The sequence below is a fragment of the Rhodococcus sp. NPDC080181 genome (assembly GCF_040702225.1).
In the GTDB taxonomy this organism is placed as follows: domain Bacteria; phylum Actinomycetota; class Actinomycetes; order Mycobacteriales; family Mycobacteriaceae; genus Rhodococcoides; species Rhodococcoides fascians.
On record NZ_JBFBKN010000014.1, the window covers coordinates 18,567 to 36,958 of the forward strand.

The 18,392-nt window shown below is 64.5% G+C and carries 19 protein-coding genes and 1 other RNA gene; 5 read left to right on the forward strand and 15 right to left on the reverse strand.

All coding sequences use genetic code 11. The annotated features are described in order from the left end of the window. Positions 1-53: 53 nt before the first annotated feature. From AB0O58_RS16845 to prfB, 14 genes are all read right to left on the reverse strand, one after another. Positions 54-1,379: a cyclopropane-fatty-acyl-phospholipid synthase family protein gene (locus AB0O58_RS16845; protein WP_366238511.1), complete on the reverse strand. Its 1,326-nt coding sequence runs from the start codon at positions 1,377-1,379 to the stop codon at positions 54-56. Next, complete coding sequence (locus tag AB0O58_RS16850) at positions 1,376-2,677, reverse strand: cyclopropane-fatty-acyl-phospholipid synthase family protein (RefSeq protein WP_366238512.1); 1,302 nt, start codon at positions 2,675-2,677, stop codon at positions 1,376-1,378. The genes AB0O58_RS16845 and AB0O58_RS16850 overlap by 4 nt, the downstream gene beginning before the upstream one ends. Continuing rightward, the gene (locus AB0O58_RS16855; protein WP_366238513.1) at positions 2,674-3,453 is read right to left on the reverse strand and encodes a DUF1365 domain-containing protein; all 780 of its coding nucleotides are present in this window, start codon (positions 3,451-3,453) and stop codon (positions 2,674-2,676) included. Before AB0O58_RS16855 ends, AB0O58_RS16850 begins: the two co-directional genes overlap by 4 nt. Beyond that, positions 3,444-4,730 carry an FAD-dependent oxidoreductase gene (locus AB0O58_RS16860; protein WP_230593583.1) on the reverse strand — a complete coding sequence of 429 codons (1,287 nt, stop codon included), beginning with the start codon at positions 4,728-4,730 and terminating at the stop codon, positions 3,444-3,446. Before AB0O58_RS16860 ends, AB0O58_RS16855 begins: the two co-directional genes overlap by 10 nt. Further along, positions 4,709-5,401: an alpha/beta fold hydrolase gene (locus AB0O58_RS16865; protein WP_366238514.1), complete on the reverse strand. Its 693-nt coding sequence runs from the start codon at positions 5,399-5,401 to the stop codon at positions 4,709-4,711. Before AB0O58_RS16865 ends, AB0O58_RS16860 begins: the two co-directional genes overlap by 22 nt. 116 nt (positions 5,402-5,517) lie before the next feature. After that, positions 5,518-5,888: a transfer-messenger RNA gene (gene ssrA / locus AB0O58_RS16870) on the reverse strand. Between the two features lie 65 nt (positions 5,889-5,953). After that, on the reverse strand, positions 5,954-7,414 hold the full coding sequence (locus AB0O58_RS16875; protein ID WP_366238515.1) for an SDR family NAD(P)-dependent oxidoreductase: 1,461 nt from the start codon (positions 7,412-7,414) through the stop codon (positions 5,954-5,956). Positions 7,415-7,445: 31 nt separating this feature from the next. Next, positions 7,446-8,300 carry a DMT family transporter gene (locus tag AB0O58_RS16880; RefSeq protein ID WP_366238532.1) on the reverse strand — a complete coding sequence of 285 codons (855 nt, stop codon included), beginning with the start codon at positions 8,298-8,300 and terminating at the stop codon, positions 7,446-7,448. Between the two features lie 8 nt (positions 8,301-8,308). Then, positions 8,309-8,782 carry an SsrA-binding protein SmpB gene (smpB, locus tag AB0O58_RS16885; RefSeq protein ID WP_027496576.1) on the reverse strand — a complete coding sequence of 158 codons (474 nt, stop codon included), beginning with the start codon at positions 8,780-8,782 and terminating at the stop codon, positions 8,309-8,311. A gap of 83 nt (positions 8,783-8,865) precedes the next feature. Further along, positions 8,866-9,771 carry a permease-like cell division protein FtsX gene (gene ftsX, locus AB0O58_RS16890; RefSeq protein ID WP_283313995.1) on the reverse strand — a complete coding sequence of 302 codons (906 nt, stop codon included), beginning with the start codon at positions 9,769-9,771 and terminating at the stop codon, positions 8,866-8,868. Between the two features lie 66 nt (positions 9,772-9,837). Beyond that, positions 9,838-10,527: a cell division ATP-binding protein FtsE gene (gene ftsE / locus AB0O58_RS16895; RefSeq protein WP_027496574.1), complete on the reverse strand. Its 690-nt coding sequence runs from the start codon at positions 10,525-10,527 to the stop codon at positions 9,838-9,840. A gap of 86 nt (positions 10,528-10,613) precedes the next feature. Continuing rightward, on the reverse strand, positions 10,614-11,063 hold the full coding sequence (locus AB0O58_RS16900) for a hypothetical protein (RefSeq protein WP_366238516.1): 450 nt from the start codon (positions 11,061-11,063) through the stop codon (positions 10,614-10,616). Further along, the gene (locus AB0O58_RS16905) at positions 11,060-11,959 is read right to left on the reverse strand and encodes a mechanosensitive ion channel family protein (RefSeq protein ID WP_032401394.1); all 900 of its coding nucleotides are present in this window, start codon (positions 11,957-11,959) and stop codon (positions 11,060-11,062) included. The genes AB0O58_RS16900 and AB0O58_RS16905 overlap by 4 nt, the downstream gene beginning before the upstream one ends. Positions 11,960-11,962: 3 nt before the next feature. After that, positions 11,963-13,075, reverse strand: coding sequence for a peptide chain release factor 2 (gene prfB, locus AB0O58_RS16910; protein ID WP_027496571.1), 1,113 nt, complete (start codon positions 13,073-13,075; stop codon positions 11,963-11,965). A gap of 202 nt (positions 13,076-13,277) precedes the next feature. Here prfB and AB0O58_RS16915 point away from each other — a divergent pair, with 202 nt between their 5' ends. Together AB0O58_RS16915 and hisN are read left to right on the forward strand one after the other, a co-directional pair. Further along, on the forward strand, positions 13,278-13,769 hold the full coding sequence (locus tag AB0O58_RS16915) for a carbonic anhydrase (RefSeq protein ID WP_027496570.1): 492 nt from the start codon (positions 13,278-13,280) through the stop codon (positions 13,767-13,769). A gap of 59 nt (positions 13,770-13,828) precedes the next feature. Further along, positions 13,829-14,620: a histidinol-phosphatase gene (gene hisN / locus AB0O58_RS16920; RefSeq protein ID WP_363798024.1), complete on the forward strand. Its 792-nt coding sequence runs from the start codon at positions 13,829-13,831 to the stop codon at positions 14,618-14,620. A 45-nt stretch (positions 14,621-14,665) separates the two neighbouring features. Here hisN and AB0O58_RS16925 read toward each other — a convergent pair whose 3' ends face one another. Next, positions 14,666-15,034, reverse strand: a complete 369-nt coding sequence (locus AB0O58_RS16925; protein WP_094717645.1) for a DUF1304 domain-containing protein — start codon at positions 15,032-15,034, stop codon at positions 14,666-14,668. Positions 15,035-15,184: 150 nt separating this feature from the next. Here AB0O58_RS16925 and AB0O58_RS16930 point away from each other — a divergent pair, with 150 nt between their 5' ends. From AB0O58_RS16930 to AB0O58_RS16940, 3 genes are all read left to right on the forward strand, one after another. Further along, positions 15,185-16,588 carry an acyl-CoA dehydrogenase family protein gene (locus tag AB0O58_RS16930; protein ID WP_205913876.1) on the forward strand — a complete coding sequence of 468 codons (1,404 nt, stop codon included), beginning with the start codon at positions 15,185-15,187 and terminating at the stop codon, positions 16,586-16,588. A 44-nt stretch (positions 16,589-16,632) separates the two neighbouring features. Beyond that, positions 16,633-17,853 (forward strand): acyl-CoA dehydrogenase family protein, encoded by a 1,221-nt coding sequence (locus AB0O58_RS16935; protein WP_032366333.1) that lies wholly within the window; start codon positions 16,633-16,635, stop codon positions 17,851-17,853. Between the two features lie 184 nt (positions 17,854-18,037). Beyond that, complete coding sequence (locus AB0O58_RS16940; RefSeq protein WP_027496565.1) at positions 18,038-18,382, forward strand: YciI family protein; 345 nt, start codon at positions 18,038-18,040, stop codon at positions 18,380-18,382. Positions 18,383-18,392: the final 10 nt, after the last annotated feature.

Below are 18,392 nucleotides of genomic sequence, written 5' to 3' on the forward strand. Positions count from 1 at the left end.
GACAGCGGTACCGCCGAGACTCGCCAGTGACACGGTGAAGAAGTCGGACCAATTCACCGCGCGGCCACCCACACCGGGCGGACCGGTTCCATCCCGGACGACCCCTCGACCGGGCGAACGGACAAGATCTGGTCGACGCCCATCCTGTTGTCCCGGAAAGCCATTCCGCCGCCGATCAGGTACAGCCGCCAGACGCGAGCGACCTCCTCCCCGACCATGACCACCACGTCGCCGTACCGCGCCTCGAAGCGCTCCGTCCAGACATCGACGGTCCGCACGTAATGCTCCCGCAGAGCATGGACGTCGCGAACCTCGAGTCCGGCCTCCTCGATCATGGCCACGGTCCGCCCGACCGGGCGCATGAACATGTCGGGCGCGATGAACGATTCGATGAATGCCCCGCCGCCGGGGTTGTCGCCTTCTCTTCGCGACATCTGCTGGATCAGTACTCGCCCACCCGGCTTGACGTTGGTGTGCAGTGCGGCGGTGTAGGTCGGGTAATTGGCCTCCCCCACATGCTCACCCATCTCGATCGACGCCACCGCGTCGAAGGGCCCGTCCGGAATCTCCCGATAATCCTGGATTCGGATCTCGACGTTGTCCTGCAGACCTCGGTCGGCGATTCGTTTGTCGATGAAGGCTTTCTGCTCGCGCGAGATGGTCACTCCGACGACCTGCGCTCCGTATTCCTGTGCCGCATGCAGGCTGAGAGACCCCCAGCCACAGCCGACGTCGAGGAACCGTTGCCCGGATCGTTTGTCGAGCCCGATCTTTCGGCACACGAGGTCGAGCTTGTCGCGCTGGGCATCATCGAGGGTGTAATCCGGCGAATTCGAGGTCCAGTAGGCCGACGAGTACGCCATGTGCGAATCGAGGACCAGTTCGTAGAAGTCGTTCGACAGGTCGTAATGGTGGCTGATCGCAGCGCGGTCGCGAAGCAACGAGTGCAGCCGCCCCTTCACCGAGGCCTGCGACGCGGGTGGCGGTAGTGGGCGGCCGAACACGCCGAGATCCTTGGCCAGCCGCGCCAGCCGCAGTAACGATGCCGGCCCCGGTCGTACTGCCGAGAGCCGGCGCTCACGGACCACACCCCAGACATGATCGAGAGCCGCGGCAAGATCGCCGTCGACGTCCAACTCCCTGGTGACGTACGCCTGCGCAGCACCGAGTTCACCGGGGCTCCACAGCAATCGACGAAGAGCGCTGGGGCTCCGCAACATCACTTTCGGTGCCAGGGCGTCGCCGGCAACGGATCCGTCCCACGCCTGCAGCCGGACGGGAAGCGGGCCACCCACCAGGGGTTCCATCAACTCGGCAATTCGGTGTGCAACACCGACGCTGCGATCGGTCCGGTCCACGGTACTTGTCGAGGTGGTCATCGGTCGTCCCTTCGATCGAGCACGATCTGCTGAACATCGAGGTACCCGGATCGGAATCCGGCCTCCGAATAGCAGAGGTAGAAGTGCCACATTCGCGCGAATACTTCGTCGAACCCGAGATCCGCTGCCTCGCTGCGGTATTCACGGAAGCGACTGTCCCACAGGGCCAGGGTTCGCGCGTAGTGATCACCCATGGACAGGCGCTCGCGAACCCGAAGCGAGGTGTGCTGCTCGGTCACCTCCTCGATGGCCCGCACCGACGGCAGGAACCCGCCGGGAAAGATGTACTTGTGCACCCACGTGTACGTATTGCGGGTGGCCAGCATCCGGTCGTGCGGCATGGTGATGGCCTGGATCGCCACGCGTCCGCCCGGTGCCAGATGTGCATCGATCGTCTCGAAATAGGTTGCCCAGTACTGATGACCGACGGCCTCGATCATCTCGACCGACACGATGGCGTCGTATCGGCCGTCCACCAACCGGTAGTCGAGGAGATCGATCTGTACTCGATCGCTGTATCCCGCTGCCGCGCAACGCTTACGCGCGAGCTCCTGCTGCTCCACCGACAGTGTCACCGACCGGACCGTCGCGCCGCGAGCGGCCGCGCGAATGGCCAGCTCGCCCCATCCGGTGCCGATCTCGAGGACCCTGGTTCCTTCGCCGACGCCTGCGCGATCGAGTAGCCGGTCGATCTTTCGGCGCTGGGCGTCGGCGAGCTCCATGCTGTCGTCGGGTCCCGATCCGGCGAACAACGCACTCGAGTAGGTCATGGTCTCGTCGAGGAAGAGCTCGAACAGCTCGTTCGACAGATCGTAGTGACGCGAAATGTTGGATCGAGTGTTCTTCGTCGTATTGCGTTCACTCCGTGGAGGTTTCGGGACGTAGAGCCCACGGAGTCGCTGCAAGGAATCGGGAATCAGCGACGCCATTCGACGAGCGAAGACCTCGAGCACAGCGGTGAGATCCTCGGCATCCCAGTCTCCGGCCATGTATGCCTCACCGAATCCGATGAGGCCGCTGTCGCCGACGCGCGCGGCGAAGTCGTGTGGCCGATAGACCGTCATCAACGGTGCGTCGGACGATCCGGCCCCGATCACTGTGCCGTCCGGCATCGCGACTCGGACCTGCAATCCCGCGACCGCACGACGGAAGAGAAAGTCGGCAACGGGCGCGGCGACCGCAACTTTCACGCCACCGGGAACGTGGGCGATCTGGGGCCAGACCCGAGGATCGACCAGCGGGCGCGGCCCGGGACCGGACGGGTGCGACACGGAATCGGTTCGAGACACCGTCGTCATCTGTGAGCTCCTTCCTTCTGAACGCTCCGCGCCCCCGGAGGGGCAGGTTTCTGCACGATCTTCAGACCCCGCGCCCAGAGCCGAATGCCTTGCCAGCGAATCTGTATCACCACTCGCAGCGGTGCCATCGGGATCTCGAGTGCGGTACGAAGAATCGATCGCGTCGTCACCTGGCGGCGACGGCCGACGACGGTCGCCACGAACGGAGGGTGACCGAGACGTTCGAGGACGATCGACAGCCGGAGTGTGGCGTCCGGCTCGGGCAGCTGCATGGAGTACTCGCCGTCGACGTCATTGAACGGTGAGACGTAGAACTCTTTGGAAGTCCGTGCCTCACCGTGGCGACCGGTGTCCAACAGGTACCGGTATCGCTCCCCGTAGGTGTTGTGCACCTCGGCCACCACGCAGCGGAGGTCTCCGTCGCGGTCGTGACACCAGTACACAGTCAATGGGTTGAACGTGCGCCCGAACACCCGCGCGCTGGCCAACATCGTGATGCGACCGCCGCCGAGATCGATTCCGCTCTCTGCCAAGAAGGCATCGACGTTCTGGCGAATGGTGGCACCAGGGTCACCCATGTGGTCGCGGGAATCGAATGATGCGAGTGGCCGCAGGATCCGCGGCAGTTCGGGAAGTGCGTCGAGGTCGACGAACCAGCTATAGCTCTTGTACGAGAACGTATTTCGTATCGGTGCTCGTCGGACGTGATCGATCCGAGTGAGATACAGCGCCGCCCCGTGCGCCCGGGTGTTCGGCAGAACCGACGTCAGAGCCACGAGGCCCCCACCCGTTGCGCGGCGCGCGCTCCGGACAACGCACCGTCCTCATGGAATCCCCACCCGTGGTACGCCCCGGCGAACGACACCGTATCGGTGTCCAATTCGGGCAGCCGACGCTGCGCTGCGACGGATTCGGGGGTGTACTGCGGGTGCTCGTAGGTCATCTCGTCGAGCACCGTGTTCGGGTCGATGCGATCTGCTCCCCCGAGGGTGACCAGCATCCTTCGATCGCTGTCACCCAATCGCTGCAACCTCGTCAGGTCGTAGCTGACCAGAACTCGATCGGGTTTGGCGCTACAGGACGGGAGGTGGTAGTTCCACGACGCTCTCGCTCTGATGTTTCGTGGCAGCACCGACGAGTCGGTGTGCAGTGCAGTGTGATTGACCGAATACGGCATAGCTCCGAGAACGCTGTGTTCGAGCGCAGTCGGCTCCGCGAGCATCTTCAGCGCTGCACCGGGATGGACTGCGATCACGGCGGCGTCGAACGTGCGCAGGTCGTCGTGGCCGTCCCGGATCTGCACCGAATCCCCGGACCGGTAGACAGCATGTACCGGATTGTCGAGCAACACCTCGTCGATGTGCTCCGCAACCCGACGAACGTATTCGATCGACCCGCCGGTGACGGTACGCCAGGTGGGAGATCCTGTGACGGTGAGCATTCCGTGGTGGCGGAGAAAAGTGAACAGGTAGCGAGCCGGGTAGGCGAGAGCAGTGTCCGGATCGCACGACCACACCGCGGACACCAACGGTGTCATGAAGTGGGATTCGAAGTATGCGGAGAACGAGTGCTGCTCCAAGAATTGAGCGAGCGTCGTCTCGGTGTCCGCGGCGTCCTCGCGCTCGAGTAGCTCGGTCGCCAGACGATGAAAACGCTTGACGTCGAGCAGCATCGAGACGAAGCGAGGCCGGAGGACCGCGGTCCGCTGCGCGAGAATGCCCCGCATTCCCTGTCCGCCCGAGTATTCGAGCCCGCAACCGTCGCACCGAACGGACATGCTCATGTCCGAATCCTGCGTCGGCACGTCGAGCTGGTCGAACAGACGGAGCAGCGTCGGATACGTGCGGTCGTTGTGCACGATGAACCCGGTGTCGACGCCCACCGGACCACCGGGGCCGTCCACGAAGTGGGTGTCCGCATGGCCGCCGAGCCGAGAGTCGGCCTCGTACAACGTCACCGACGAGTTCTTGGACAGCGCGTATGCCGCCGTGAGGCCGGCCACCCCGCTACCCACGACGGCGACACGGCGGGTCACGACGATTCTCCCCTGCAGCCCGTCGACGCACCGGATTCGCTCGAATCGGCTCGCGCCCTTGACTCGTCGGCGATACGGAGAACGAAGTCACGAGTGACGCGCGACCACACGCGCGGATCACGCAGCATGAAATGGCCTCCAGGCACCGAGAGATATTCGGCGTCGGCACCGTTCGCCATCGCGCGTTCGGTCGCACGACGGGAGGTTCGCGGGTCGGTCCACCGGTCGGCAGTTCCGTGCACCACGAGCAGCGTGCGCTTCTCGTCGAATCCGTCGGCCTCCGTACCCTGCGGCCACCACGGAGCAAGCGCAACGACACCCGCGATCGACGGGTCGTCGATCAGCGCAGCAGCTGTGCGCCCGCCCATCGAGTGCCCCACCACGACCACAGGAACTTCGGGATTGCGGTCACGAATGCGGCGCAGCGCCCACCGCGCGTCCTCTACCGGCGTCCGTTCGGGGGCGTTCCAGCCGCGGAATCGATATCGCAGTTGTTGGACCGAGATGTCGCGGCTACGTCCGGCCCGCCGAAGCGCCCAGGTGAGGGGCCACATTCTCAACCCCGCCAGGTGCCACGGCCTGCTGCGCGCGCGACTCACGTCCTTGCCACCGCTCAGAACCAATACCACCATCGACGGCGACGACAGCCGCTTCCCCGTGTAGAGAACTGGGGTCCGCTGGTTGCTCATGCTCTCTATTCGGCACCGAGCCCCCTGCGGGTGGGACCGGGTCGACAGCAGTGTTTGTGAGGTGTCCGACACAAAAAAAGACCGGGCCGAGAGAAAGTCTCTCGGCCCGGCCTTCACAGTGGAGCTGCCGGGAATCGAACCCGGGTCCTCTGCTGCATTGCCAGGGCTTCTCCGTGTGCAGTCCGCTATGCCTCTACTTGGATCTCCCGATCTCGCGAACAAGTCAGGATGACGATCCCAGCCACTGTTTGATGTTCCTCATCATCCCGCGGCCGGATGAATCGGTGAGCCCTCTAGCTGATGCCAGTACCCGGGCCGAGGGCAAGCCCGGACTGACAGACACGCAGTCGCTACTTAGGCAGCGAGTGCGTAGTCGCGCTGATTGGAATCGGCGCTTATAAGGTTGCGATGACGCTTACGGTGGTCTCTCGCCTGCACCGACACGCTTCCCCTGACTCAACATACAAAGTCGAAACCGTTCAGCCCCGTATGTTCCCGGACACCGTGTCCGGGCTGTTCAGTGTAACGCGTCGATCGGCCATATTCATCCCGTTAACGGCCGGCAGGTCCCTGCGCCGCGGCTGCACCGGCGTCGGACTCGACTCGTTCCACTACTGTCCGCAGCATTCGACGAGCAACGGCCCTGCGTACGGGCAACGACGCGTACCACACGGCTCGCCCGGCCAATCCGCGAGGAAAGAACACGAGTCGCTGTTCGATCGTCGGCTGCTTGGCGGTGCCACCGACCGTGAGATCCAACCACGCCTCTCCCGGCAGCCGTCGCGACGACTTCAGCCGGGTGGTGTGTTCGGTTCCCGAGGCGGACGCATCCGGCCCCGTGGCGTCACGGTGCCAACCGGCGAGCACCTCGGCGTCGGCCAACCGTTCGAGCGCGGGCCGAATGGTGCTCGAACGCGCGCCGCTTCGGGCCACCCGGGTATCGGTGTAGACGACCTCTCCAGCCCAATCCGGGTCGGAGGGAAGCGGATCCGACGGGGCCGCAGTTCCGGTGGCGTCGGTCCACCGTGTCTCGACTTCGCCGTCGTCGATCTTGCGTAGAGCCAGCCGCACCGAATCTCGGTAGCCCGTCAAGCCTTCGGCCGGACGTGGAACGACGGCGTCGATATCCATTTCGTGACCGACGGCGTCGTACTGCAACGATTCGATGAGCGGCATCGCCAATCCGCGCGGAATCGGCGTCACCAACCCGATCCAGTGACCGGCCAGGCGAGGCGTCAACACCGGCAGCACGATGATGCGACGCTGGCGCAGACCGGCCACGTCGGCGTAGATGTTCATCATCTCGCCGTACTGCATGACGTCCGGCCCGCCGATGTCGTACGTGCGGGACTCGGTGACCGGAGCGCTCGCGGCCCCGATGAGGTAATGCAGCACGTCGCGTACGGCAATCGGCTGAATACGGTTGTGTACCCACCGCGGGGTGGTCATCACCGGCAACCGATTGGTCAGGTGGCGAATCATCTCGAACGAGGCCGAACCGGACCCGATGACGACGCCCGCCTGCAGCACGATCGTCGGGACTCCCGACTCGATCAGAATGCGACCGACTTCGGCGCGTGACTTCAGGTGTGGGGACAGCTCTCCTGTCGGCGGGTGCAGGCCCCCGAGGTAGACGATGCGCCCGACGCCGCAATCCGCAGCGACCGTGGCCACGTTCTCGGCGCTGTCGCGTTCGGTCTCGGCAAAATCGGAATGGCCCGCGGTGCCCATCGAGTGCACCAGGTAGTACATGACGTCGACGCCGCTGAGCGCCTCCTTCAGTGACTCCCGATCACTGAGGTCACCCTGGACGATCTCGACGTCCGCCGCCCACGGAACGTTGTCGAGCTTGCTCGGGGTCCGAGCCAACACGCGAACTCGGTAGCCCTCGTCGAGCAGGCGCGGTGCCAGACGACCGCCCAGATATCCCGTGGCACCGGTGACCAGCACACGCGGCCGAGACGACGCGTTCTCGGATGTGGGGCCATCGGAGGTAGAACCGGAAGCAGTCATAAACGGGTTCATTACCCGTGCGCGGGCAAGTTCAACCCGCGAGCGCGATCATGGCGATGGCCCCGAGTGCCAACGCCATTCCTACTTTCTGCAGTGTGCCGACTCGTTCCCCGAGCATCACCATCGCCAGCAGCACCGTCGCTGCCGGATAGAGCGAGGCGATGACGCTCACCAACGACAGCAGACCGCCCTCGTACGCGTAGATCATCGCGGCGTTGGCGACCACGTCGAGCACGCTGACGAACGCCGCGAGTTTGAGCACGCTGCCGTGTGGCGGTGCGAAATGCCCCGACGCCAACGCGACGGCCCAGACCACCGCGGTGGCCGATGCGCGGGAGGCCGCGAGGGGCCACAGCCCACTGCCGTCGCCGATCTGATGCAGGAAGATGAAGGCGAAGGCGAACGTGACACCCGACCCGATCGTCAACCAAGCCACGGTGCGGGTGAACTTCATCTCCCGGCCGCCCGCGACCTCGCCGGTCACCTCGTCCGGTGACTCCTTGCTGACCAGCACGACAGCCACCAGCGCCACCGCGATGCCGACGAACGCGATGACTCCTGGGCGCTCCCCCATCGACAACCCGACGAGAACTGGGATCCCGGCGACCAACACAGCCGTCACCGGGGACACCACAGCCATCGGCCCGGCCGCGAGCGCGAGATAGAACCACCACACGGCGACGCCGCCCGCTACACCCGACGCCAGGCCCCACAGCATTGCGGGGAGTTCGATGGTCCCGCCGACGAAAGGAGCGACGAGCAACACGATGACGAGCGACAGCGGGTAGGACACGATGACCACCCGCAGGGCTGCGACTCGACGGGACGCGACACCGCCGACGAAATCGCTCACCCCGTAGCCCACGGCAGCTACCAGAGCGAGCAGGACAGCGGTCAGCGCATGCCCTTCACTCGACGCCCGAGCTCACGAGTGACTTCGCGTTCGGCGGTGCGCTTGGCCAACGACTGCCTCTTGTCGTAGTCCTGCTTGCCCTTGGCCAAAGCCAGTTCGACCTTGACCTTGCCGTCCGAGAAGTACATCGACAGCGGCACCAACGTCAGGTTTCCCTCTTTGACCTTGCCGGCCAGGCGGTCGATCTCGCGACGGTGCAGGAGAAGTTTGCGGTTTCGACGCGGTGCGTGGTTGGTCCAGCTTCCGAGTGTGTATTCCGCGATGTGCAGCCCGCGCAGCCAGATCTCGCCGTCATCGACGGTCGCGAACGCGTCGACCAGGGAGGCCTTGCCGTCGCGCAGGCTCTTGACCTCGGTGCCGACGAGCGCGACTCCGGCCTCGACGACGTCGAGTATGGAGTAGTTGTGCCGTGCCTTGCGATTGGTCGCAATGGCCTTGCGGCCCTTCTCTCTCACTGCAGGGCCCTTTCTCGAGCGTTCGATGCATGACGCCGCCTCATCGGCAACCGCTCCAGCATAGAACCGATCGGCAACCGAATTTATTCGCGCACGTAGAGGCGCAATGTGATGTAGGCGGTGACCGCTGCCATTCCCACTCCGACGAGTGCGAGGAACGGCGAGACCAACAGCACGTCACTGTTCGATATCCGAGCCAGAATGTTGGCTTGATAGACGTCGGAGAGGACGTCGTCGATGAACATGTTCTTCGCGGTGAACAGCCCGGCGATCGCCAGCGCCGAACCGACCAGAGCTGCGACCACGGCTTCGAGGAGGAACGGCAGCTGGGTGTACCACCGGGTGGCACCGACGAGCCGCATGATGCCGACCTCGGTTCGTCTGGTGAACGCGGCGATCTGAACCATGTTGGCGATCAGGAGGATCGCAGCGATCGCCTGCACTGTGGCAATCGCGAACGCTGCGTTGCGCACTCCGTTGAGGACGCTGAACAACCGCTCCACCAGGTCTCGCTGGTTGAGCACGCTCTGCACACCCGGACGGTTCTCGAAGTTGTCGTTGATTACTCCGAATCGTTCCGGATCGCTCAGACGCACCTTGAACGAGGCCGGAAAGCTGTCGGCACTGACCAACTCGGCCAGTTCGGGTTGGTCCTTGAACACTCGCTCGGTCGCGTCCTTCACCGCGTCCTCACGGTTGAGGTACTGCACCGAGACCACGGAGGGGGTGTTCTCGAGATCCGAGCGCAACGTAGCGCACGTGTCCTGGGCACAATCTGCGTCGGTGGCAGAGATGTCATCGGTGAGGAAAATCTGCACCTCCACCCGATCGAGGAAGATCTGCTGGGTCTTTCCCGCCATCTGCACCACGAGCAACCCGCCGCCGAACAGGCCGAGCGAGATTGCAGTCGTCAAGATCATGGCGATCGTCATGGTGATGTTGCGGCGAAGGCCGGTGAAGACCTCACTGAAGATGAAACTTGCGCGCATCGCGGAATCCGAGCCCTTCGATTCGTTCGGTCGAGAAGTCTGAGCGGTCGAGTTCGGTCGTCGGCGTCAGCGGCCGACGCCGTAGACCCCTCGGGCCTCGTCACGAACGACTCGTCCGTTGTCCAGTTCCACGACGCGTCGACGCATCGAATCGACGATGTGGTTGTCGTGGGTCGCCATCAGCACGGTGGTTCCGGTGCGATTGATGCGCTCGAGCAGCAGCATGATGTCCTGGCTGGTGTCCGGATCCAGGTTTCCGGTCGGCTCGTCCGCGAGCAACACCAGCGGGCGATTGACGAACGCCCGGGCGATCGCCACACGCTGCTGCTCGCCACCGGACAACTCGTTGGGCAGACGGTCGGATTTGCCGCCGAGTCCCACCAGATCCAGCACCTCGGGAACAGTGCGCTTGATCATCGATCGAGGCTTGCCGATCACCTCGAGCGCGAACGCGACGTTTTCCACCACGGTCTTCTGCTGCAGCAGTCGGAAGTCCTGGAACACGCACCCCATGCTCTGCCGTAGCCGCGGGACGCGACGAGCAGCGAGCCGGTTGACGTGAAAGTCCGCTACGTGGATATCGCCGGACGTCGGCGTCTCCTCCTTGAGCAGCAAGCGCATGAATGTCGACTTGCCCGAACCCGAGGGCCCGATCAGAAACACGAACTCGCCTTTGTCGATGGAGACCGTCACCTTGTCCAGAGCGGGCCTGGTCGAGGTCTTGTAGGACTTGGACACATTCGAGGTGCTGATCACGGGTCGCCAGTGTAGTCCTTACCCGCCGGTAACCGCCGGAAGCGAGCGGGCACCGCGGCGAGTCCCGAGAGGCAGTAAAGAGTGCCTCAGCGCGACGACGTCGGTGCAGGCCGGGACGGGATGAGCGACTGAATTGCCGGCGGGAGGGGCACACCGAACGGGGCAGTCGTCGTGGTCGGCGGGGCGGTGGTCGTGGTCGACTGGGTCCCGGTGTCGTCGGCGCTCGTCGAGGGCTCCGGTTCGGTGGTCGCGCTGGGTGAGCTGGTGGTCGACAGACGTGACGGGGTCGGTACGTACGTCTGCGACTCGCTCGGCTCGATGAGCTCGTCCGGGCTCACCGCAACCGGACCCTGGACACGTTCACTGTCTCGTTTCGCAATATCTTCGCTGACTTGCCCGTACAGCAGGCCGGTGAGCACGAAGCAGATGCCGAACGCGACGGTGGACGTTCTGACACGACCGTAAATCTTGGCCGGAATGCGCCACTGCCGCCAATTTCGTTGCGAGCGTTCGGTTCCGGTATCGGGTGTACTCACTGGTCTTCCGTCCGATCTCGTCCCGATGATTCCGGTGCAACTCCGGCCGTACTGACGTCGGGGGCAACGTTGATGCCCTCGGGCTGCAGCGCGGCGGCCACTCTCACCCGAAGCTCTCGTCCCACCTGGAATTGCTTGCCCGGCAGCGTCCGCGCGACCAGGCGCACGTTCACCTGCCCCACCTCGATGCTCTCCACGCCCATCACGGTCGGTTCGTCGAGCAGTAGCGGACGTAACCGCGTATCGGCGAATGCGTCCCGGCCGACCGCACGGAGCAGAGCGTTCACCTGCGTCAGATCGGCGGTACTGGGCACCGGCACGTCGACGACGGCGCGCGCCCAATCCTTCGACAGGTTGATCGCCTTGACGATCTGCCCGTTCGGGATGGTGATGACCTCTCCGTCGACGCTACGCACCCGGGTCACCCGCAGCGTGACGTCCTCGACGGTGCCCTCGGCGTCCTCTGCCGATCCGTTGACGGCGATCTGAACGACATCTCCGAAGCCGTACTGACGCTCGGTGATGATGAAGAATCCGGCCAAAATGTCCTGCACCACACGCTGCGCGCCGAAGCCGAGTGCCGCTCCGATGACCGTGGCGGGTGCCACGAGCCCACCGACCCCGAAGCCGAAACGACGCAGCACCTCGATGGTGACCAGGATGTAGATGAGCGTGACCAGCACCCAGGTGATGACCTGAGCCAACGCATGACGGTGTTTGGCGGCCTCCGACCGGACGAGCGCGTCGCTGTGCTGGTAGTTCTGATCGATACGAGCGGTGATCCGGGAGCCGGTCCACGTGACGAACCGCGCCGCCAGCAGTCCACCGAGGATGTACAGCACGATTCCGAGTGCGTTGAGCTTGAAGTCGAGCGTCGGGTCGAGCCAGGACGTCATCGGTTACTGCTCCCCTCGCATTCGCCATCGAATTCCCGATTCCAGGAAGCCGTCGATGTCTCCATCGAGAACAGTAGACGGATTGTTGACCTCGTACTCGGTACGCAAATCTTTGACCATCTGGTACGGGTGCAGCACGTACGAGCGCATCTGATTGCCCCAGGAGCTGCCGCCGTCACCCTTGAGCGCGTCCATCTCGGCCCGCTCTTCCTTGCGCTTGACCTCGAGAAGCTTGGCCTGCAGCACGCGCATGGCGGATACCTTGTTCTGTAGCTGCGACTTCTCGTTCTGGCAGGTCACGACGATTCCGGTCGGAATGTGCGTCAATCGAACAGCGGAGTCGGTGGTGTTGACCGACTGTCCACCGGGCCCGGACGAGCGGTAGACATCGACCCGGATGTCGTTCTCGGGGATCTCGATGTGGTCGGTGGTCTCGACGACCGGAAGCACCTCGACCTCGGCGAACGACGTCTGACGACGACCCTGGTTGTCGAACGGGCTGATCCGGACGAGCCGGTGTGTGCCCTGCTCCACCGAGAGCGTGCCGTAGGTGTACGGAGCCTTGACCGCGAAGGTCGCACTCTTGATCCCGGCTTCTTCGGCGTAGGACGTGTCGTAGACCTCGACGCCGTACCCGTGCTTCTCGGCCCAGCGGATGTACATGCGCATGAGCATCTCCGCCCAGTCGGCGGCGTCGATTCCGCCGGCACCGGACCGAATGTTCACGAGGGCGTCGCGGGCGTCGTACTCGCCGGAGAGCAGCGTTCGAACTTCCATGGCAGCGATGTCTTCTCGGAGCGAGGCGCGTTCGGCATCGGCATCGGCGGTGGCGGATGCGGCGGCCTCGCCTTCTTCTCCCTCGGCCAACTCGTACAGAACCGGCATGTCCTCGAGGCGCTGCCGGAGCTCTTCGACGCGGCGCAGTTCGGCCTGCGCATGGGAGAGCTGACTGGTCACCTGCTGAGCGTGTTCCTGGTCGTTCCACAGGTCGGGTGAGGCGGCCTGATGTTCCAGCTCGTCGATGCGTCGCCGCAGCTCCTCGACGTCGAGAACGGACTCGACTGTGGACAGAGTGGTGTCGAGCTCGGCGAGGTCTGCAGAAACGTCGGGATGCACGAGAGTCAAGGTTACCGGCACACGAACCCGTCACCGACCGCCCCCGAAGACGCATGCTCATCCAGGGGTTCGAACCGTGCTGATTCGAACCCTGTTCGGGCACCTCGTCCGCTGTTAGCTTTCGACGCGTCGACATATGCGCACGTCGACATCACTGCCGCCGCACGGTGCCAGCGACATTCGATGGACACAGGAGTCTCGTATGACCGTCACCGACCAGTACCTCGAGAACAACAAGGCATACGCCGCCCAGTTCGACGGCCCTCTACCGCTGCCGCCGTCGAAGCACGTCGCGGTGGTCGCGTGCATGGACGCCCGGCTCGACGTCTACCGGATTCTCGGCCTGGCCGACGGGGAAGCACACGTGATCCGCAATGCGGGTGGGGTGATCACCGACGACGAGATTCGTTCACTGGCCATCAGCCAGCGGCTGCTCGGCACCAAGGAGATCATCCTGATCCACCACACCGATTGCGGCATGCTCACGTTCACCGACGACGAGTTCAAGAACGACCTCCAGGAAGAAACGGGTCTGAAGCCCAACTGGGCTGCCGAATCGTTCCCCGATCTGAACCGCGACGTTCGGCAGTCCTTGGCGCGCATCGAGCTCAGCCCGTTCGTCACGAAACACGAGTCGCTTCGCGGGTTCGTCTTCGATGTTGCCACCGGAAAGTTGAACGAAGTCACCGGATAGGCCCGGCCACCCATATTGCCGCGTACGAGCAGGCCCGTGCGCGGCGATAGTCTTCTGCGGTGACCGACTACTCTGCCGATCTGCATCTCGCCCTCCGGCTCGCCGACGAAGCCGACATCATCACTCGTGGACGATTCCTCGCCATGGACCTGACGGTGGACTCGAAGCCGGATCTCACACCGGTCAGCGACGCAGACCTGGCCGTGGAAACGATGATTCGGGCGCAGCTCGGATCGGAGCGTCCCGACGATGCTCTGCTCGGCGAGGAGTTCGGTGGCACGGCTACGTTCAGCGGCCGCCAATGGGTCGTCGATCCGATCGACGGCACCAAGAATTTCGTGCGCGGCGTACCCGTGTGGGCCACGCTGATCGCGCTGCTCGAGGACGGCGTTCCCACCGTCGGAGTGGTCAGCGCCCCGGCGTTGCATCGCCGATGGTGGGCCGCCGACCAGCTGGGATCGTGGACGAGCGTCGGCGACGAAACCGCCCGTCGAATCCACGTGTCGAAAGTCGACTCACTTTCCGCGTCGAGTCTGAGCTTCTCCAGCCTGTCCGGCTGGGCCGACCTCGGAACGAGAGACCGCTTCGTCGGACTGACCGATGACGTGTGGCGAGTTCGCGCCTACGGCGACTTCTTCTCGTACTGCCTGCTCGCCGAAGGAGCCCTCGACATCGCCGCCGAGCCGGAGGTCTCCCTGTGGGATCTGGCGGCACTCGATGTTCTGGTGCGCGAGGCGGGCGGGACGTTCACCTCGCTCGACGGACGCGTCGGGCCGCACGGCGGGAGCGCGGTAGCCACGAACGGGCTGCTGCACCAGGACATCCTCGGCCGCCTCTCCCCCGCTGCGTGAATCGGTCGGCACTCACCGGAGACGGACGGTGAGAACAGCGAGGCGTCAGAGGACTGCGGCCAGGACCAGGGCCAGGAGCGGGGTGATTCCCTGCACGAACGCGGGCCGGAAGTACTTCGCTCCGCCGGTGGCGAGCACCAGAGCCGCGCCGACGATGCTGGCGCACGCGAAGTAGACGATCGCGTCGCCGGCCGAGCCGCCGACGATGAGGCCGACCACGATGCCGATGCCGAGAAACAGGTTGTAGAAGCCCTGATTGAAGGCCATCGGCTTGGTGATGTCGGCGTCGCTCTGACTGGCGACACCGAACTTCGCCCACACGGCCGGCTTGGACCAGAGCACGCTTTCCATGACGAAGATGACGACATGGAGTACCGCGGCGAGGGCGGCGAAGATCTGAGCTATCGGATGCACGGGAAACAGCCTGTCACATCGGTACGACGCAGGATACGAAAGACCCGCCACGGTGTCGTGCGCCACCAGTACTTACTCGACAGTAGACAGCTAACTTACTCGGGAGTAAGATCTGTGAAGTCCGTGCCCGACGCCGAGGAACTGGTAATCATGAGCAAGCAAGACAGTGTGGTCGACGCGAAGGCCCCTAAGGTGCCCCGCGATACTTCTGCGGTTGGCCTCAACCCGTTCAAGAGAGATGCGATCGGAACCGCCATGCGCGTTCTGACGGCCATCACCGGGTCCGAACTGGCGGAGAAGTACAACCTCCGACAGACGATCGACCGCGTCACGTACGAGAGCACCAAAACCGGTTTCAAGACTCTCGGTGCCGCCAACCGTACGTTCGCCAAGGTCACCGGAGGCGGCAAGCCCAAGCGTCTCGACGACGGTGCCGCGAAGAACCTGAGCTACTTCGACCTGACGCCCGACGACGAGCAGCGCATGATCGTCGAAACGGTCAAGGAGTTCGCCGAGGAAATTCTCCGGCCGGCCGCCTTCGAGGCAGATCACAACGCCTCCTCCCCCGAGGACCTGGTTCGTCGCTCGGCCGAACTCGGCATCACGCTCATCAACGTTCCCGAGGAACTCGACGGTGCCGCCAGCGAGCGCGGTGCGGTCACCAATTCCCTCGTCGCCGAGGCTCTCGCCCACGGCGATATGGGCCTGGCCCTGCCGATCCTCGCGCCCAGCGGTGTCGCTGTCGCCCTCACTCAGTGGGGAACGGACGCGCAGCAGAAGACGTACCTCCCGGCATTCGTCGGCGAGAAGGTGCCGAACGCAGCAGTGGTCGTCAACGAGCCCCGCGCACTGTTCGATCCGTACGCGTTGCAGACCAAGGCCGTTCGCTCCCCCAGCGGGTACAAGCTCAACGGAGTCAAGAGCCTCGTGCCTGCGGCCGGCAGCTCCGAGCTGTTCGTCATCGCCGCTGAACTCGAAGGTCGCCCGACTTTCTTCATCGTCGAGTCCGATTCCAAGGGCCTCGTCGTCGAAGCGGATCCGAGCATGGGTCTGCGCGCCGCGGGACTGGGTCGCCTGATCCTCACCGACGTGGCAGTGCCCGAGTCGGCTCTGCTCGGTGATGGTGACGCCGACCAGCGCGCCGCCGAGTACAGCGCCGCCATCGGTTTGGCCCGTCTGGGCTGGGCCTCCTTGGCCGTCGGTACGAGCCAGGCCGTACTCGACTACGTCGTTCCGTACGTCAACGAGCGCGTTGCGTTCGGCGAGCCGATCAGTAACCGCCAGGCCGTGGCCTTCATGGTCGCCAACATCGCCATCGAGCTCGACGGCATGCGGTTGGTCACGCTGCGTGGCGCGTCTCGCGCCGAGCAGGGACTGTCGTTCACTCGTGAATCGGCCCTCGCACGCCGCCTGGCGTCCGAGAAGGGCATGCAGATCGGCTCCGACGGTGTGCAGTTGCTCGGTGGACACGGCTTCACCAAGGAACATCCGGTCGAGCGCTGGTACCGCGATCTACGGTCCGTCGGCGTCGCCGAAGGCATCGTTCTCATCTAGCTCGCCGCCCCGAATTCCATGGCACTCACCCAAGGACACACACGATGATCAATCTTGAACTTCCCAAGAAGCTTCGGGCGCAGGCGAATCAGGCTCACCAGGTCGCTGCCGAGATCTTCCGCCCCATCTCCCGCAAGTACGACCTCGCCGAGCACGAGTACCCGGTGGAACTCGACACCATGGCGTCCATGGTCGAGGGCATGTCCGACGCCGGTGGCGAAATCGGCGGAGCGGCCGGTGGCCGTGAGAAGGACAGCGAGTCGGCCAAGCCCAGCAAGACCGCGAACTCCAACGGCGGCAACATGTCCGCTCTGGTGAACGTCATCGAGACCTGCTGGGGCGACGTCGGCCTCACACTGTCGATCCCGTACCAGGGACTCGGCAACTCCGCTATCGCCGCGGTCTCCACCGACGAGCAGCTCGAGCGCTTCGGCAAGGTGTGGGCCTCGATGGCCATCACCGAGCCCAGCTTCGGCTCGGACTCCGCGGCAGTCACCACCACCGCTGTCCTCGACGGCGACGAGTGGGTGCTCAACGGCGAGAAGATCTACGTCACCGCCGGTGAGCGTTCCACCCACATCGTGGTGTGGGCAACGGTCGACAAGTCTCTCGGCCGCGCGGCCATCAAGTCGTTCGTCGTCCCGCGTGACGCTCCGGGCCTGTCGGTTGCCCGCCTCGAGCACAAGCTGGGCATCAAGGCGTCCGACACCGCAGCCCTGCTGCTCGAGGATTGCCGCATCCCGAAGGACAACCTGCTCGGCACCGCCGAGGTCAACGTCGAAAAGGGCTTCGCGGGCGTCATGCAGACGTTCGACAACACTCGCCCTCTGGTTGCTGGAATGGCGATCGGCGTCGCCCGTGCCGCACTCGAGGAGTTGCGGTCCATCCTGGTCGATGCCGGAGTCGACATCTCGTACGAGACTCCCGCCTACAACCAGCACGCGGCGGCCGCAGAATTCCTGCGACTCGAAGCAGACTGGGAAGCCGCGCACCTGCTCGCACTGCGCGCGGCATGGATGGCAGACAACAAGGAGCCCAACTCGCTGCAGGCGTCGATGTCGAAGGCGAAGGCCGGACGCTCCGCAGTCGACATCACCCTCAAAGCAGTCGAGTTGGCCGGTACCTACGGCTACTCCGAGCGCCCGCTGCTCGAGAAGTGGAGCCGTGACTCCAAGATTCTCGACATCTTCGAGGGCACGCAGCAGATCCAGCAGCTGATCGTTGCCCGTCGCGTACTCGGAAAGTCCTCGGCCGAGCTGAAGTAAGCAGTGGCTCGTCATCGAGTCGGCACGTGATCGACAAGCGGCACCGGACTGTGCGTCCGGTGCCGCTTTCGTGCGCTTGGAAGAAATGTCGAGGGTCCGTGTCGATATCGTGATGTCTCGATCGTCGTCTTCGTGTACGGCGAATCGCGCCGCGACACCGAGGTACCGAACCAGGGAGCGCACCATGAAGTACATCCTGTTGATCAACGCCGACACCTCCCCCGGTGCTGCACCCGGCTGCAGCAGTGTGGAGGACTGGATGACGTACGAGAAGGAACTGAAGGAGGCCGGGGTCTACGTTGCCGGGCACGCGCTGGCCGACTTGACCACTGCTACCGCGGTACGCGTCGATCCGAGCACGGGCGAACGGACCGTTACGGACGGCCCGTATGCCGAGTCGCACGAGGTACTCGGGGGTTACGACGTCATCGACGTTCCCGACCTCGATGCCGCGCTCGAGTGGGCGGCCCGCTGCCCCGGCTCCAAGGACGGCGGCACCGTCGTCGTGCGCCCGCTCGCAGAATTCTGACGCGCGGGAT

Bases quoted from the DNA above. Each gene is read 5' to 3' on its own strand.
- AB0O58_RS16940 (WP_027496565.1), top strand. From the start codon at position 18,038: ATGAAGTACATCCTGTTGATCAACGCCGACACCTCCCCCGGTGCTGCA.
- AB0O58_RS16935 (WP_032366333.1), top strand. From the start codon at position 16,633: ATGATCAATCTTGAACTTCCCAAGAAGCTTCGGGCGCAGGCGAATCAG.
- AB0O58_RS16875 (WP_366238515.1), bottom strand. From the start codon at position 7,414: ATGACTGCTTCCGGTTCTACCTCCGATGGCCCCACATCCGAGAACGCG.
- AB0O58_RS16930 (WP_205913876.1), top strand. From the start codon at position 15,185: ATGAGCAAGCAAGACAGTGTGGTCGACGCGAAGGCCCCTAAGGTGCCC.
- ftsX (WP_283313995.1), bottom strand. From the start codon at position 9,771: ATGCGCGCAAGTTTCATCTTCAGTGAGGTCTTCACCGGCCTTCGCCGC.
- AB0O58_RS16905 (WP_032401394.1), bottom strand. From the start codon at position 11,959: ATGACGTCCTGGCTCGACCCGACGCTCGACTTCAAGCTCAACGCACTC.
- AB0O58_RS16915 (WP_027496570.1), top strand. From the start codon at position 13,278: ATGACCGTCACCGACCAGTACCTCGAGAACAACAAGGCATACGCCGCC.
- AB0O58_RS16845 (WP_366238511.1), bottom strand. From the start codon at position 1,379: ATGACCACCTCGACAAGTACCGTGGACCGGACCGATCGCAGCGTCGGT.
- AB0O58_RS16865 (WP_366238514.1), bottom strand. From the start codon at position 5,401: ATGAGCAACCAGCGGACCCCAGTTCTCTACACGGGGAAGCGGCTGTCG.
- AB0O58_RS16850 (WP_366238512.1), bottom strand. From the start codon at position 2,677: ATGACGACGGTGTCTCGAACCGATTCCGTGTCGCACCCGTCCGGTCCC.